Source organism: Nocardia sp. NPDC004151 (assembly GCF_042874235.1).
Lineage (GTDB): Bacteria > Actinomycetota > Actinomycetes > Mycobacteriales > Mycobacteriaceae > Nocardia.
Genome location: NZ_JBIAMR010000003.1, coordinates 696,886 through 712,383 on the forward strand (window position 1 = coordinate 696,886; position 15,498 = coordinate 712,383).

At 66.5% G+C, this 15,498-nt stretch carries 16 protein-coding genes; 7 read left to right on the forward strand and 9 right to left on the reverse strand.

Annotated features, from left to right (window positions below; all coding sequences use genetic code 11):
- Window positions 1–20: 20 nt before the first annotated feature.
- The 5 genes from ACFYTS_RS10585 to ACFYTS_RS10605 all read right to left on the reverse strand — a co-directional run bounded on the left by ACFYTS_RS10585 (window position 21) and on the right by ACFYTS_RS10605 (window position 5,309).
- Window positions 21–293, reverse strand: coding sequence for a DUF2277 domain-containing protein (locus tag ACFYTS_RS10585; protein ID WP_387302764.1), 273 nt, complete (start codon window positions 291–293; stop codon window positions 21–23).
- Window positions 294–358: 65 nt separating this feature from the next.
- A complete protein-coding gene (locus ACFYTS_RS10590) occupies window positions 359–877 on the reverse strand; it encodes a methylated-DNA--[protein]-cysteine S-methyltransferase (RefSeq protein WP_387302767.1) in 519 nt (172 codons plus the stop codon).
- Between the two features lie 35 nt (window positions 878–912).
- Window positions 913–2,559: a DNA-3-methyladenine glycosylase 2 family protein gene (locus ACFYTS_RS10595; protein ID WP_387302770.1), complete on the reverse strand. Its 1,647-nt coding sequence runs from the start codon at window positions 2,557–2,559 to the stop codon at window positions 913–915.
- Window positions 2,560–2,746: 187 nt separating this feature from the next.
- On the reverse strand, window positions 2,747–2,986 hold the full coding sequence (locus ACFYTS_RS10600; protein ID WP_357280065.1) for a YbdD/YjiX family protein: 240 nt from the start codon (window positions 2,984–2,986) through the stop codon (window positions 2,747–2,749).
- A gap of 7 nt (window positions 2,987–2,993) precedes the next feature.
- A complete protein-coding gene (locus tag ACFYTS_RS10605) occupies window positions 2,994–5,309 on the reverse strand; it encodes a carbon starvation CstA family protein (protein WP_387302773.1) in 2,316 nt (771 codons plus the stop codon).
- A gap of 359 nt (window positions 5,310–5,668) precedes the next feature.
- Here ACFYTS_RS10605 and ACFYTS_RS10610 point away from each other — a divergent pair, with 359 nt between their 5' ends.
- The 5 genes from ACFYTS_RS10610 (at window position 5,669) to ACFYTS_RS10630 (ending at window position 9,469) form a co-directional block, all read left to right on the forward strand.
- Complete coding sequence (locus ACFYTS_RS10610; protein ID WP_387302776.1) at window positions 5,669–7,024, forward strand: ABC transporter substrate-binding protein; 1,356 nt, start codon at window positions 5,669–5,671, stop codon at window positions 7,022–7,024.
- Entirely contained in the window at window positions 7,021–7,917 is an 897-nt protein-coding gene (locus ACFYTS_RS10615; protein ID WP_387302778.1) for a carbohydrate ABC transporter permease, read from the forward strand. Before ACFYTS_RS10610 ends, ACFYTS_RS10615 begins: the two co-directional genes overlap by 4 nt.
- A complete protein-coding gene (locus tag ACFYTS_RS10620) occupies window positions 7,914–8,738 on the forward strand; it encodes a carbohydrate ABC transporter permease (protein ID WP_387302781.1) in 825 nt (274 codons plus the stop codon). Before ACFYTS_RS10615 ends, ACFYTS_RS10620 begins: the two co-directional genes overlap by 4 nt.
- Before the next feature lie 99 nt (window positions 8,739–8,837).
- A complete protein-coding gene (locus ACFYTS_RS10625; RefSeq protein ID WP_357280055.1) occupies window positions 8,838–9,056 on the forward strand; it encodes a type II toxin-antitoxin system VapB family antitoxin in 219 nt (72 codons plus the stop codon).
- The gene (locus ACFYTS_RS10630; RefSeq protein WP_387302785.1) at window positions 9,053–9,469 is read left to right on the forward strand and encodes a PIN domain nuclease; all 417 of its coding nucleotides are present in this window, start codon (window positions 9,053–9,055) and stop codon (window positions 9,467–9,469) included. Before ACFYTS_RS10625 ends, ACFYTS_RS10630 begins: the two co-directional genes overlap by 4 nt.
- A gap of 137 nt (window positions 9,470–9,606) precedes the next feature.
- Here ACFYTS_RS10630 and ACFYTS_RS10635 read toward each other — a convergent pair whose 3' ends face one another.
- The gene (locus ACFYTS_RS10635; RefSeq protein ID WP_387302787.1) at window positions 9,607–10,278 is read right to left on the reverse strand and encodes a DUF6304 family protein; all 672 of its coding nucleotides are present in this window, start codon (window positions 10,276–10,278) and stop codon (window positions 9,607–9,609) included.
- A gap of 83 nt (window positions 10,279–10,361) precedes the next feature.
- On the opposite strand from ACFYTS_RS10635, the gene ACFYTS_RS10640 reads away from it, so the two are divergent.
- Window positions 10,362–11,117 carry an ATP-grasp domain-containing protein gene (locus ACFYTS_RS10640; protein WP_387302790.1) on the forward strand — a complete coding sequence of 252 codons (756 nt, stop codon included), beginning with the start codon at window positions 10,362–10,364 and terminating at the stop codon, window positions 11,115–11,117.
- An 87-nt stretch (window positions 11,118–11,204) separates the two neighbouring features.
- Here the strand turns inward: ACFYTS_RS10640 and ACFYTS_RS10645 are convergent, their stop codons facing one another.
- The 3 genes from ACFYTS_RS10645 to ACFYTS_RS10655 form a co-directional block, all read right to left on the reverse strand.
- A complete protein-coding gene (locus tag ACFYTS_RS10645) occupies window positions 11,205–11,672 on the reverse strand; it encodes a hypothetical protein (protein ID WP_387302792.1) in 468 nt (155 codons plus the stop codon).
- Window positions 11,673–11,743: 71 nt separating this feature from the next.
- The gene (locus tag ACFYTS_RS10650; RefSeq protein ID WP_387302795.1) at window positions 11,744–13,189 is read right to left on the reverse strand and encodes a DUF1254 domain-containing protein; all 1,446 of its coding nucleotides are present in this window, start codon (window positions 13,187–13,189) and stop codon (window positions 11,744–11,746) included.
- 197 nt (window positions 13,190–13,386) lie between these two features.
- On the reverse strand, window positions 13,387–13,881 hold the full coding sequence (locus ACFYTS_RS10655; protein WP_357280038.1) for an HIT domain-containing protein: 495 nt from the start codon (window positions 13,879–13,881) through the stop codon (window positions 13,387–13,389).
- Window positions 13,882–14,083: 202 nt separating this feature from the next.
- Here ACFYTS_RS10655 and ACFYTS_RS10660 point away from each other — a divergent pair, with 202 nt between their 5' ends.
- The gene (locus tag ACFYTS_RS10660; protein WP_387302798.1) at window positions 14,084–15,397 is read left to right on the forward strand and encodes an MFS transporter; all 1,314 of its coding nucleotides are present in this window, start codon (window positions 14,084–14,086) and stop codon (window positions 15,395–15,397) included.
- Window positions 15,398–15,498 lie beyond the last annotated feature (101 nt).

A 15,498-nucleotide genomic window follows, 5' to 3' on the forward strand; every position in this document is an offset into this window, starting at 1 on the left:
GCGCGGCCTCGCGGTGTCGGTCAGCTGCGGGCGAAGCGGACTTCGGCTCGGGCTCGGGCCTTGGCGGCTTCGACCTCGCGGTCCTTGGGCGGGGCGCTGGTGGTCAGGCCCTCGAGGAGGCGGGTGGTGGCGGCGGTGATCTCCTCGACGGCGAGGTCGAAGGCGGCCTGATTGGTTTGGGAGGGTTTGTTGGTTCCGCTGATCTTGCGGACGTATTGCAGGGCCGCCGCGTGCACCTCGTCCGGGGTGGCCGGCGGCTCGAAGTTGTGCAGGGTGTGGATGTTGCGGCACATGGTTGCGAGCGTACGCCGGGGCACCGACACCCCGGTCGGGGCGATACCGCTGGTCGGGGGTCGGATCAGGCGGATTCGTGGTCGAGCAGCCAGCGTTTGACGGGCAGCCCGTAGCGGAAGCCGCCGAGGCTGCCGTCGGTGCGGATGACGCGGTGGCACGGGACGAACAGGGCCGCGGCGTTGCGGGCGCAGGCGTTGGCGGCGGCGCGGGTGGCGGCGGGGCGGCCGGAGATGACCGCGAAGTCGGTGTAGGTGACCGGCTCGCCCGCGGGAACCTTGCGCAGGATCTCCCAGGCGTGGGTGAGGAACGGCCCGGAGACCTGCCGGACAGGAATGGCGTCGATGGCGGTCAGATCACCGGCGTGATAGTCGGTGATGGCCCGCGAGACCGGCCCGAGCGAGTCACGGGCTCGCAGTTCGGCGGGCCGGATGCCGGGGTGGATGAGCACGCGCAGTTCCTCCGCCGAGGCGGTCCAGCCGGAGGCCAGGACCACCCCGTCGGCGTCCACCACGGCCGTGAACGGCCCGGCCGCGGTGGTCGTGGTGGCGTAATCCGCTGGTGCGTGGGTGTTTTCGGAGCTCATGAGGGGTGTCCTCCGGGTGGGAGTCGGCGGCGTGCTCACTGGGCGGCGCGTCGGCCGAGTGGTTCGATTTTCGCGGAGGCCCGTGGCTCGGGGTTGGCCAGGGCGTGCTTCCACAGGTGCATGGTCAGGTAGGACCGCCACGGCGACCAGCGGGCCGTCGAGGTGAGATCCACGCCGAGCAGGGCGGCCCCACGCCGCACCACCAGATCGGACGGCAGCAGTACGTCAGGGTCGGCGAGCAGGCGCATCGTCACGTAGTCGGCGGTCCACGGCCCGACGCCGTCGAGGGCCAGCAGGTCGCGGCGCAGTTCGGCGGCGGTGCGGCCGGAGTGCAGCACCAGGTCTCCGGAAGCGAGGGCCTTGGCCGCGCCGACGATGGCGTCGATCCGCCGCCCGGGCCCGGTGAGCACCTCGGAGCCGCGTTCGGCGATGGCCTCGGCGGTGGGGAACAGGTGCGGGATGGGCCCGTCGATGGGCTCGCCCAGGTGCTGCACCAGTCGCGCGGTGTGGGTATTGGCGGCCGCCACCGAGATCTGCTGCCCGATCATGGTGCGCAGCAACAGCTCCGGACCGTCCAGACAGCCCGGCACACGGATGCCCGCGGGCAACACGATGTCGTTCGCCCGAACACCGCCGTTCGTACGCGGCACGACACCGTTCGCGGGCGACCCGGCACTGCTCGCCGCCGAGGCGCTGTTCGACCGCTGCGCGGTCGGATCCGCCCCCGGCGCCTCACCGGGTAGACCCAGACGTAACGGCATCCCCGCCATACCCGCCGTCAACGCCTCGTCGATACCGACCGGATCGGCGTCGAGGTCGAGGAAATGCCGGATGCGCGCCACGGTCGGCGCGAGGTCCCGCATGTCCTGCAACGACAGCGCCGCCCGCACGTGCCCGGGCTGAATCGACAGCCGAATGGTGGTGTGACCGTGTGGCGTTCGCAGGCTGCGCGTGTACACCCCGTTCTCGTACAGCTCCAGCCCGGGCGTCGCGTGCGCCGCGAGGAACCATTCCAGCCACGACCGGTCCAGCGGTTCGCGGTAGGGCAGGCGCAGGGTGAGCAGCCCGTTGGTGGCGGGCAGGGTGTCGCCGTTGCGGCGCCGGGATTCCTCGCGCAGCGCGGTGGGGCTGACCGCGAAGACCTCGCGCACGGTGTCGTTGAACTGCCGGATGCTGGCGAATCCGGCCGCGAACGCGATGTCGGACATGGGCAGCCGGGTGGTCTGGATGAGCAGTCGCGCGGTGTGGGCGCGGTGGGCGCGCGCCAAAGCCAGTGGGCCCGCGCCGAGTTCGCCGGTGAGCACCCGGGTGAGCTGGCGTTGCGAGTAGCCGAGGGCGTTGGCGAGGGCGGGTACGCCGCCGCGTTCGATGACGCCGTCGCCGATCAGCCGCATGGCCCGGGAGGCCAGGTCGGCGCGGGTGTTCCACAGTGGTGACCCGGGGGCGGCGTCGGGCAGGCAGCGGCGGCAGGCCCGGAATCCGCCCTGCTGGGCGGCGGCCGCGGTCGGCAGGAAGGTGACGTTGGCCCGTTTGGGGGTGATTGCCGGACAGGAAGGGCGGCAATAGATTCCGGTGGTGCGCACCGCGGTCACGAAGTGTCCGTCGAACCGGGAGTCCCGGGTGGCCACGGCGCGGTAGCAACGCTCGAAGTCCAAGTCGTTCGCACTCACGCATACCACCATGTCAGCCCGAGCTCACCCGCGCTAGCGGAAATCGGACACCACTGCCCCGCCTCCCCGATTCAGCGGGCGACTTGGGGCCGCCGACCGTCGGGCACCCGTGCCAGCGGTTCGGGAGCGAACCGATTTCGGGTGTACCCGGGGAGTTACCCCGAACGTCGCGGGATCAGCGGGCGCCGTGGCATTCGGATCAGCAGCAGCGGTTGGCTGGATTCCTGGTCGCGGCGGCGTGCCGGTCGCGCCAGTAGTCCCGCTCGGTGGGAATCTCGCAGCCAGGATGGTGCAGGCGCTGATGCTGCACGTAGCGGGCGTAGTCGTTGCCGCCGAGGATCGAGTTGAACCACCAGGCAACGGCTTTCACGGCCCGGACGAGGGCGAGCCCCGCCCGCCGCAGCGGACCTGCGGTGGACGGGGCGTCGGGGGTGGTCATCGGCGCGTCAATGCCTCGCGCCGGGTGCGACGACCTTGCCCTCGGCGATCAGGGCGTCCCATTCCTGCTGGACCTCCCGCTCCGCCTTGGTGGCGATGAACCCCTTGGGGCCGAACAGCTTCGAGGGCACTTCCTCGGTCTCGGTGGTCGAGCTGCCGCCCGCGCGGATGGCCTTCACACAGACCCAGACGCCGACCAGGGCCACGATCAGCACCATCACCGCGAACACGATCGACAGCGTGCCCTGGATGAAGGTATTGCGGATGATCTTGTCCATATTGCTGATCTGCACGTTCAGCGCGTCGACATCCTTGATGCCCTTCGGCAGCTGGCCGGAGTCACGGGCCGCGATGTAGGCGTTCTGCTTGTCGATGGTGTTGTAGTGCAGCGTCCAGTAGCCGATCTTCGGGTCACCCGAGAAGATCTTCTGGAACGAGGCCGTCATGGTGACGATCAGGTCCCAGACCAGCGGAAGCGCCGGAATCCAGGCCCATTTCAGCAGGCCCTTCTTCACCACGATCACCAGCACCACCGTCAGCGCGATGGCCGCGAGCAGCTGGTTGGAGATGCCGAACAGCGGGTACAGCGTGTTGATGCCGCCCAGCGGGTCGGTGACGCCCATCAGCAGCACCGAACCCCACGCGGCCACCACGAGTCCGGAGCAGATGAACACGCCCGGCCACCACGACGGGTCGCGGAATTTCTTGGCGACGCCGCCCAGGTTGCCCAGCGAGTCCGAGAGCATGAACCGCGCGACACGGGTGCCCGCGTCGATGGTGGTGAGGATGAACAGCGCCTCGAACATGATGGCGAAGTGGTACCAGAACGCCTTGAGACTGTTGCCGCCGATGAACTTGTGCATGATCTCGGTCATGCCGATGGCGAGGGTGGGCGCGCCACCGGTGCGGGAGTAGACGCGGGACTCGCCCGTGCCCGCCGCCACGTCGTTCAGGTACTGCGCGTCGATCGGGTTGCCGCTGAGGCCGAGCTTGTTGACGCTGTCGGCCGCCGCCTGCGCGGAGGTCATGTTGGGGGTGTTGATCGCGAAGTACAGGTGCTGGTCCAGGATCGACGCGGCGATGATGGCCATGACCGCGACGAACGACTCCATGAGCATGCCGCCGTAGCCGATCATCCGCGCCTGCGACTGCTTCTCCAGCAGTTTGGGCGTGGTGCCCGAGGACACCAGCGAGTGGAAGCCCGACAGCGCGCCGCACGCGATGGTGATGAACAGGAACGGGAACAGGCTGCCCGCGAAGGACGGTCCGTTGGAGTTGCTCGCGAACTGGGAGACCGCGGGGGCCTTCAGCACCGGCATGGTGGCGAGCACACCGAGGGCGAGCAGGCCGATGGTGCCGATCTTCATGAAGGTCGACAGGTAGTCGCGCGGGGCGAGCAGCATCCACACCGGCAGCACCGACGCGACGAAGCCGTAGATGATCAGCATCCAGGAGATGGTGGTGCCCGACAGCGTGAACAGGTCACGGCCCCAACCGGATCCGGCGACCCAGTTGCCGGAGATGATGGCCAGCATCAGCGCCGCGAAACCGATGATCGACACCTCGCCGACCTTGCCGGGACGCAGGTAGCGCAGGTACAAGCCCATGAACAGGGCGATCGGGATGGTCATGGCGATGGAGAACACACCCCATGGGCTGCCGCCCTCGAGGACGTGGGTGGTCTTGTTCTCGGTCGCCGCAAGGGCATTCACGACGACGATGCCGAGCACGGCGAGCAGGATCATCATGATGACGAGCACGGCGACGATGGCCGCCACGCCGCCGACCACACCGAGTTCGTCGCGCGCCATCTGGCCCAGCGAGCGGCCGCGGCGCTTCACCGACGCCCACAGGACCAGGTAGTCCTGCACCGCGCCGGCGAGCACCACGCCGACGATGATCCAGATGGTGCCGGGCAGGTAGCCCATCTGGGCGGCGAGCACCGGGCCGACCAGCGGGCCCGCGCCGGCGATGGCGGCGAAGTGGTGGCCGAACAGGACCCGCCGGTCCATCGGCATGTAGTCCTTGCCGTTCTCCATCTCCTCGGCGGGAGTGGCGATATCGTCACGCGGCTTGGTGATCTTGTATTCGATGAGCCGCGCGTAGAACTGGTAGGCGAGCACGTACGTGCACAGGGCCGCGATGACGATCCACACCGCGTTCACGTTCTCGCCGCGCACGAACGCGAGGATGGCCCAGGCGATCGCGCCGACGACGGCGATGGCGAGGAAGATGCCCTTCTTCGCTGCTGTCATGGGTGTCCGGTCCACGACGCCCACCGGTGGTAGGTCGGGATCCGTCCGGAGGTACTCGATGGTCGCCATGCGCCAACTCTCCCGTGCGGTACAACGGTCACTGATTCAAATGGTCACAACGTAGCCCAACCGACATGCGTCTGAACCGGCTTTGACCAGCCGTTCACCTGCATCTCGTACCGCCGGGTTCGGTTGGCCCGGGGGACGCTGTACCGGGGTCGGCGGGGGTGTTGCGATCCGGTGCGATGCCCGCGAGTTCGCGTGTTTTCGACGTGTCGCGGGTAGCTCCCCGTATGCTGCCATGCTGGTTCGAGATCCACGTCACGGTGGTGGCATTAGTTCGTTTAGTTCACGGATATATCCTTCCGGCCGCCCCGTCACCCGAGTCATGACCCCCGCCGCGATCGTCCGCGACCCGAGGAGACGCGATGCCGCAGCACCCCCGCCCGGCCGGTGTACGGGAGATCGGCGGTGCGCGCGGCGGTTTCGACCGGCGGACCCTGCTGCGCTCGGCCGCGGCCGGTGCGCTGCTCGCCGCCGGCGGCTGCGCGGGCGGGGACGACGACGCGGTCACCTTCTTCTTTCAGGCGCGGCCCGAGGAGGCGCGGGCGCGGCAGCGGATCATCGACGAATTCCAGCGGCGGCGACCCGACATCCGGATCCGCACCATCATGTCCGGACCGGATCCGTTGCAGCAGATGCTCACCTACTGCGCGGGCGGCAAATGCCCGGACGTGCTGATGGCGTGGGAGCTGCTGTACGCGGGGCTCGCCGATCGCGGGGTGCTGGCCGACCTGCGTGAATTCCTGGATCGGGAACCGGATTACGCGGCGCGGCTGCGGGCGGACGGATACGCCACGCTACGTGACACATTCGTGTGGGGCGGCGGGCAGTACGCGCTGCCGGAGCAATGGTCCGGGGTGTTCCTCTACTACAACCGGAAGCTGTTCGCCGAGGCCGGGATCCAGCCGCCGGTGCGCTGGTCCGCGGCCTGGACCTTCGACGAGTTCCTGGCCGCCGCGCGGACCCTCACCCACCGGGACGCCGACGGGCGCACTCGCCAATGGGGTTTCGTGGACGCGTGGGTGTCGTACTTCTCGGCGGCCTGCTTCGGGATGAACAACGGCACCGAATGGTTCAGCCCGCCGGTGCGACCCGACCACACGAATCTGGGGGACCCGCGGTTCGCGGCCGGGCTCCAGTTCTACGCCGACCTCGCGGTGCGGCATCGAGTCGCGCCCAGTGTCGGCGACCGGCAGTCCGTTTCGGCGCAGGACCTGTTCCGCAGCGGGAAGGCCGCCATGCTCATGGGCGGGCACTGGCTGTACTCGGAGTTCGCCGACCGGGACGGGCTGGACTTCGACGTGACGGTGCTGCCGGTCGGGCCGCACGGGGGACCGGGGGCGATCACCGACATCGGCAGCACCGGGCTGGCCATCGCCGCGAGCAGTCCGCGGCGGGAACAGGCGTGGGAGTTCGTGAAGTTCGCGACCGGGCCGGAAGGGCAGGCCATCATCGCCGAATCGGGGCTGTTCGTGCCGGTATTGCGGTCGGCCATGCGGTCGGCCGGATTCGCGGCGGCGCATCCGGGGGTGCGGAATCTGGAGGTCTTCACCGAGGGACCGGAGAATTCTCGTCCGCTGGCGGTGACGCCCTTGTGGGGCAAGGTGGAAGCGCTGCTCGAGCGGGGCTGCAATCGAGTGTTGCGGGGTGCGGCGTCCGCGGAATCGCTGGGTGGGCAGACGTCTTCCGATATCGACCAGTTGTTGCGGGCGGCGGTATGAGACGGGGATCGGAGCTGGATCGGCGGCGGGCTCGGGCCGGGACGTTGTTCGTGGCGCCGAATGTGGCCGCGATCCTCGTGTTCATGCTGTTCCCGCTGGGGTTCTCGCTGTATCTGAGTTTTCACTCGTGGGATCTGTTCAGTCCGCCGCGGTTCGTGGGGGCGACGAATTACCGGCGGTTGTTCTCCGAGGATCCGCTGTTCTATATCGCGCTGCGGAATACGGCGGTGTTCACGGTGCTGACCCTGGTGCCGACGGTGGTGATCAGCCTTGCCGTCGCCGCGCTGCTGAACCGGAAGTTGCGGGCCATCGGGGTCTTCCGCACCATCGCGTTCCTGCCGTTGGTGGCGTCGACCGTGGCGATGGCGGTGGTCTTCCGCTTCATCTTCGCCAGTGATGACGGTCTCGCCAATATCCTGCTGGGCTGGATCGGCGTGGGCCCGATCCCGTGGTTGACCGACCCGCACTGGGCCATGGTGTCCTTGAGCCTGGTCACGGTGTGGAAGTCGGTGCCCTTCGCGACGGTGATTCTGCTGGCCGCCATGCAGGGCGTACCCGAAAACCTCTACGAGGCAGCGAGGATCGACGGCGCCCGCGGCTTCCGCCGGTTCGTCTCCATCACGATTCCGCTGATCCGAGGCGCTCTGTCCTTCGTCCTCGTCATCACGGTCATCAACTCCGTCCAGGCCTTCGACCAGGCGTACGCCCTCACCGGCAGCAACGGCGGCCCCGAAACCGGTACCTATGTCCTGGGAATCATGCTGTTCCAGAACGCCTTCCGCTTCTACGAAGTCGGCTACGCGTCGGCCCTGGCCTGGGTGATCTTCGCGATCCTGCTGGCCTTCACCCTCATCCAGCAGTGGCTGTCCCGTCGCGCCGAGGTGGACCGATGAACCGTCGCCTGATCTCCGCCGTCCTCACCTACCTGGCCTTGATCGCCGTGGCCTGGTGCGCCCTCACCCCGATTCTCTGGTCCATCTCGGCCTCCCTGAAATCCGACGGTGAACTGACCGACGCCGCCCCGCTGCCGTCCCACCCCCAATGGTCCAACTACCGCGAAGCTTTCGCTTCCATCCCCCTCGGCCACATGCTCCTGAACACCGTCATCTACGCGGCTTGCGTGACCATCGGCCAAGTCTTCTTCTGCTCCCTGGCCGGCTATGCCTTCGCCCGCCTGGAGTTCCCCGGCCGCGAGGCCCTCTTCCTCGGCTACCTGGCGACCCTCATGGTCCCGCTGACCGTCACCGTCATCCCGCAATTCCTGCTGATGCGCGCCTTCGGCTGGATGGACACCCCCTGGTCCATGATCGTCCCCGGCCTCTTCGGCAGCGCGTTCGGCACCTACCTCATGCGCCAGTTCTTCCGAACCCTCCCAGTGGAATTGGAAGAAGCCGCCACCCTCGACGGCTGCACCCCCTGGCAGACCTATTGGCGAGTCCTCCTCCCACACACCAAACCCGCCGTCATGGTCCTCGCGGTCCTCACCTGGATCACCGTCTGGAACGACTTCCTCTGGCCCCTGATCATGATCCAACGCAACGACTACGCCACCGCCACCCTCGGCCTCGTCCACCTCCAAGGCCAATACTCCACCAACTGGCCCCTCCTTATGGCAGCGGCCACCGTCATCCTCCTCCCCCTCCTCCTTGTCTACGCCCTCGCCCAACGCGCCTTCGTCCGAGGCATAGCCCTCTCCGGCCTCGGCGGCCGCTAGCCGACCGCCGGGCGCTCGAATCCGTCATTGTGCCTGGTCACGGCAGTTGGTAGCCTTGGATATCCGACTAGGAGTTCCTGGACATCTGGAGGTTGCGAAATGGCCGGCTCGAAGACTCCCATCGAGATCGACGAAGAAGCTCTGGCGATCGCCGCCGAGGTGCTAGGTACCAAGACCAAGAAGGACACGGTCAATGCCGCGCTTCGGGAAGTGGGACAGCGGCTGGTGCGCGTTCGTGCCCTTGCCCGGCTGGGTGAGATGGCCGATCGCGGCGACTTCGATGAATTCCTCGACAACAAGGCGGCCTACCGCAAGTGACTCCAGCCCTCTATCTCATCGACACGTCGGGCCTCTTTCGGATTCTGCAGGACAAGCTTCGTCAGTCGTGGATGGATCAGCTGACGGCAGGAGTCATCGCGACCTGCCCTGCTGTCGAACTCGAATTCCTTTATTCGGCAAGGTCATTGGCGGACAGGCTGGAGAAGCGGCGACTGCTGCGGGACCTGTTCGGGTGGGTTGCGATGCCGGACCGGGTCTACGAACGCGCGGAAGCCGTTCAACAGCTGATGACCGAGCAGGGAACGCATCGGTCGGCCGGGCCCGTCGACCTACTCATCGCCGCCACCGCGGAACATCACCGGCTCACAATCCTCTGTGACGACCATGATTTCGCCACCATCGCGCGCATCACCGGCCAGCCGGTTGTCTTTGTCGCCGACCCTCCTCGTTAGCCGACGATATTGGATAGACGACATCGATACCAGGAACCTGAGCATGGAGTAACTCAGTTGGTAGAGGTCATCCAGGCTGTGGGGACGTCACGGGTTTGATCCCCGCCTCCATGCCCGCCCCACAAATCGTCCCAGCGCTATCCGCGGTAACCGGTGCCGGGGATGCGGACTCGGTACTGCGAACATAGATAGGTTTCGGGCACCGTCTCGGTCGCCGGGACATTCCAGATGTCAGGCTCGGCTCTGACCGCCAGATACTGCTCCTTGGCCTCGCGGTAACAACGCATACCCATGATCGGGCCGCTCACCGGAGGGTAATCGGCATACAGGCAGGTGTAGCAGCACACCAGCGATGTGCCCTCCGGCAACGCCGTGATCAGTTCCCGTAGCCCGGTTTCAAAAGCGTGGCAATCGGTTTCGTACGTTGCGCCGTTCAATGCCAAGCTGAGAAGCAGCGTGTCGCGCTGTGTATCGGGCGTGAGATCCAACGTGAACCGGACGACCTCCGCTCGCCGAACCCCCGAGACCGCGACAGTGCACGGCAACTCGCCGGTGAGCCTGCATCGTGTGAGTGCGTCGAACCGATCATCGAGCGACAGCACCGTCCGCGCCCGGGGGTCCGGCGGATCCGGCTCGATGCAATCCAAATCACCCCCGCTGAGCGGTATCCCCCGAACCACCGTCGAAATCTCGTACCCTCCCGCCCACCCCGCCACCGCAAACGGTTCGATCCGCCACTTGATCGCCACCCGCCCCCGCCCATCCTCGTAACTGCCAGGAAACGACCACGCCCGCATTCGATCCTCCACGAAATCAATTGTCCTGCTGTAGGTCTGGATGCCGCTCGCTTTCGAACACGAATCCGGGCGGTCCGGTAGGGCAGGATTGGCGGATGTTCGCCACCGCGTTCCTCCAGTACTCCGGCAAGGGGCCGATGCGGCACGAGGAGACGCTGCTGGAGCAAGGGTTGACGCGGCGCGGGATTCCGGTGCGGTACTACACGATCAAGCGGATCCATCGTCGGCAGTTGGCGTTGGGCCCGGACGTGTTCATCGCGGGCGACATGGACGCGATGCACGGAGCCATGCGCCAACTGGGAGTCCCGGTACCCGAGCCCGACGACTATCCCGCCGTTCTGACCGAGTTTCTCCGGCGGAAGGTGTGGACCGCGACTCTGGGAGAAGTCGAGCGTGCCTTCGACAGCGGCTCCATCCCGGCCACCTTCGTCAAGCCCGCCGACCGGCGCAAGAGCTTCACCGGCGCGGTCTGCTACTCGGAGCGAGATATCGCCGCATTCGGCAACATCAGCCGCCGCCAACGGGTTTGGTGCTCCGAGCTGGTCGACTGGGTCGCCGAATACCGGGCCTACGTCACCGATCAACGAGTCGTCTCCATCGATCACTACGCCGGCGACCCAGCCATCTCCCTCGACCTGACCGTCGTGCAAGCCGCCGTCACCGCCTACCACCGTTCGGGCACCGCGCCCAGCGCATACGGCATCGACTTCGGCGTCCTGGCCGACGGCCGAACCGCGCTGGTCGAAGCCAATGACGGCTACGCCCTGGGCGCGTACGACATCACCGCCGACCTCTACACCGACTTGATCATGCGCCGATGGAGCGAACTTCTCATCTACATGAGGGCTTGAGACTCGGTCCCTGGCGACGGCCGACCTGTGCAACCGGTACCAGTTGTCGGAAGTCGCCTGAAACAGCCCTGGTTGGGATAGTTATTCCTATACTTCGCGGGTGCCGTGCCACTGGCAGAAGCAGCGGGAGAGCCACTCGATCCGGCGGGGCGGAAAGTAATGGAGGGGAACCGATGAGCGGGTACTCGCGGTGGAAGGACATCCGCGGGGAGTTCGTCGAACGGGCGGGCGGTGAGGAAGCCGTTGCCGCCGGGAAAGAAGAGCTACTCGCGGATGATCGGCCATCGGCTTGCCGAGATTCGGCGCTCCATGGGGATGATGTAACAACAGCGCGCGCAGCGGGGGCGTGACCGAGGGGCGGATCTCCCAGATGCCGAACTGCGCCACTCTCGCGGCGGACAGCGCCGAAACCTCGGCTTCCAGATTCGTTGTCGAGTCCGCGATCCTGAGATCCGCGCGAAGTTCCTGGCGCAAAAGCCAGACCGTGTTCGAGATAGGTTCATCCAGCCATCGGTGCGGCATCGACAACGAATCCGTATCCGCGTGGTCGATCATGTCGCGGACCGCCCTGTACGTATTACCCAGGCCGGAATTATCAGGTCATTGTGGCCGGTCCGGCCGGCTCGTCAGTTGGTGGTGACGGCGGGTGGGTTCCAGGTGCCGTCGATGATCTTCTGGTCGGGCCAGTAGGTTCGCAGCATCAGGTTGAAGTCGCCGGTGGCGGGGGCGGGGAGCCAGTTGGATTCTTTGGCGGGGCCCGGGGTTTCGCGCTGGATGTAGATGTCTACCGAGCCGTCGGGGTTCTTGGGGAGGCGTTCGCCGCGGAGGGCGTAGCGGTTGATGGGGTTGGGGACGAAGAAGCCTTTGCCGTCGTACAGGGTGAGGGACCAGAAGCCGTGGACCGGGGGGATCTTGTCGGCGGGGAAGTGCAGGACGTAGTTGTGGTCGGCGTTGAGTTGGATGTTCTTGTCGTCGACGTGGGTTCCCGGGTAGAGGGCGTCCTGGGGGAGGTTCGCGCCCAGGCCGGCGTAGGCGACGATGGCGCGGGCGCTGAAGTCGGTGCCGTAGTTGCCGATATCGGTGCGCGCGGTCTTCCAGCCATTGACCGGCTTGTTCTGGATGTCGGTTTCGATCTTGCCGAGGGCCGTCGGATACGCCTGCTCCCAGCGGGTGCGGTCGGCGCTCGGCAATGTGGACAGGTCCAGTTTCTGGTTCGGGCTCCAGTCGATGTCGGAGAATTGGCGCAGCGCGTCCTTGTCGTCAGGGCGCGCTTGGGTGTGGGACAGGCTCTCGTAGTACAGGTCCCAGTACTGCTGCGGGGTCAGTTTGTGGATGTACTCGGCGACGGGCTGATTCGACGGCCACTCGGGGTGCAGGTCGGCGTTCTGCGGTGGGGAGTAGGGCTGGTTGTAGGAGCTGAGCGGGACCACGGTCATCTTGTCCTGGATGGCGGTCACGTTCGGGATGTCGTCGGCGCCGTCGATCTGGATCCGGCCGAGCATCCAGCCGCCGTCGGTCGGCAGCCTGTACTCGTGGACGCCCGCGGGGAGGTCGCCCTTCCAGTTCGGGCCGACGATGGCGAACTGGTAGCCCTTGCCCGCGTCGTCGATGGTGCGCGGACCCGCGGAGTGGTCCACATTGGTCCACATGTCGAGAATCGGGAACAGGTGGTAGCGATCGCCCATGGCGGGCACGGTGACCACGAGTGGTTCCTTGGCGACATCGAAGAGCATCGACGTGTAGAGGGTGTCGACGTTCGGGCGGACGACATTCTTGAAATTCGCGTCCGGCAGGAAGTTCAAGGGCGCCAGCTGATTCATCGGGGCGACGCCCTTGGCGGGATCCGGGGCCGGGACATTGGTCTGCTGCCGCCGAGTCAGTTCCATGGTCACCAGCGGGTAGGTGTAGACGTACGCGTTCACCGCGGCCTCGTCGCTGTCGGCGGCGGTCGACGACGTGGACTTCGAGGACGAGGAGTCCGACGAGCAGGCCGCCGCGGTCGCGGCTACCGCCACGGTCGCGAGCAGGGCGAGGGTCGTGCGAGTGGGACGGAACTTCGATCGTCTGGGCAACGCATCCTCCATCGGTTGAGTGCAGGACCCCGCACATCGGTGAATTCAGCTAATTTTTAGCAATGATAGTGCTCGTTAATTGAAGGGCATGAGATCGGGTCAGGCCAGGGGACTGACCTGCCCGCGTGGGTGTATACAGCCCCGAGTGTGTCCACCGATGAGTGTTACGGCGAACCTGTGGCAACTGATAGCGGCGATCAATCCCGGCCGAGCATCGATACGAGTGCGGCCGTGATCGCGTCACGGAGGGCATCGTGCTGCGGTCCGAGGAGATGCTCGGGAGCGTTGCGCGCCGAACCGTAGAGGTGAACCGGGCCGGTGCGGAATCGGTCCGGTTCCCAGCGATAGCGGGCGTGAACATGGCCGTGCAGGTGCGGCCAACTATTGCCGAGGACTTCGTAATTGATTCGCCAGAACGCGGGATCAGCTGCACGACAGGCTTGTTCGACCGCCTCGCCGAGGATGATCAGGTCGCGCATGAAGTCCAGACGGTCAGGGCGGGGGAGGTCGGTCAACTGGTCGGCGGTGCCGTCATGGAGGAGGAGGCAATAGCCGGGGAGGTGCTGGGTGGAACCGATGACCGCCCAGCCGGTTTGCATACGGGTGAGGACGGTCGGGTTGGTGCCCTGGCGGGCCGCGCCGATCGAGTCCGTGCGGTAATCGATAGGCTCGCCGCCGATTCCGTCGCTCATGTCCCCTCCGAGGCACATTCGGATCGTCATCGGATCATCCCCCGTGGGCGGAATCGGTGCTCGCGGTTGACGAAATCGACCGTCGTATGGGAACGATCACGTTCGGGTTTAGGCACTGGTGGCGTAGGGCGGGGGTGGGGCGTTCGCGGCCGTCGCGGTTTGTGGACAGTTAGCGTGGGTATCGGTTTGTTACATGCGAGAGATGACGGAATCGAGCAACGCCGGGCTTCCGTTGCGGAGGTCGGTTGCCGCGAGCGCCATGGGCAATGCCACCGAGTGGTTCGACTACGGGGTCTATGCGGCCACGGCCGGGTATCTCACCTCCGCCTTCTTCCCGGGATCACTGGGGACGCTCGGGACCATGCTGGGGTTCGCGGTCTCGTTCCTGCTGCGGCCGTTGGGCGGCATGGTGTGGGGGCCGCTGGGCGATCGGATCGGGCGGAAAGCCGTGCTGGCGACCACGATCCTGATCATGTCGGCGGCTACCGGGGCCATCGGTCTGCTGCCGACTCATGCCGTGGCCGGGGTGTTCGCGCCTATACTCCTGATTCTGTTGCGCATAGTGCAGGGCTTCTCCACGGGCGGCGAATACGGCGGCGCCGCAACATATCTTGCCGAATGCGCGGAGGATCGCCGCCGCGGATTCCTGGGCAGCTTCCTCGAATTCGGCACCCTCGCGGGTTTCGTCGGCGGTTCGGCGGTCGTGCTGGCCTGTCAGCTGGCCCTCGGCTCGGACGCCATGTACGCGGGCGGCTGGCGCATTCCCTTCCTGCTGGCCGTGCCGCTGGGCCTGACCGGCTGGTACCTGCGCGGCAGGCTGGACGAGTCGCCGGTGTTCACCGAGCTGTCCGAGGAGGAGACCCCGCTGGGCGGGCTGCGCGCGGTGCTCACCACCTACCGGCGTGAACTACTCACCTTGATCGGCCTGGTCGTGGCGCTCAACGTAGTGAACTACACGCTGCTCACGTACCAGCCCACCTACCTGCAGCGGACGATCGGCCTCGGTGAATCCACCACGACCGCCATGATGTTGATCGGCCAGCTGGTGATGATGGTGTCGCTGCCGTTCTTCGGCCGGCTGTCGGATCGGGTCGGCCGGCGTCCGATGTGGCTGGTCTCGCTGGTGGGGCTCGCGGTCGCCGCCATACCCATGTATTGGCTGATGGGGCGCGGAACCGTCTGGGCTGTCACCGGATTCGTGGTGCTCGGACTGCTGTATGTGCCGCAGCTGTCGACGATCAGCTCCACTTTCCCGGCGATCTTCCCGACTCACGTCCGGTACGCCGGATTCGCCTTGGGCTACAACGTGTCCACGGCTCTGTTCGGCGGTACCGCGCCGCTGGTGAACGAGGCCGTTATCGAACACACCGGTTGGTCGCTGTTCCCGGCGGGCTATATGGTCGCGGCTTCACTCATCGGACTGGTCGCCTGCGTGTTCCTCCGCGAAACCGCCGGAACCTCGCTGCACGGCACCGAGATTCCCGAAACCGAGTTCGTACCCGCTCTGGAAAGGTGACCGCGATCGCGAATTTCGCGGCGCGGCGGCTACGTGTCGGCAATCGGGCCTTGAATAATCCGGTGGATGGACATGATCCGCTGGAATCGTCGATCCGTACT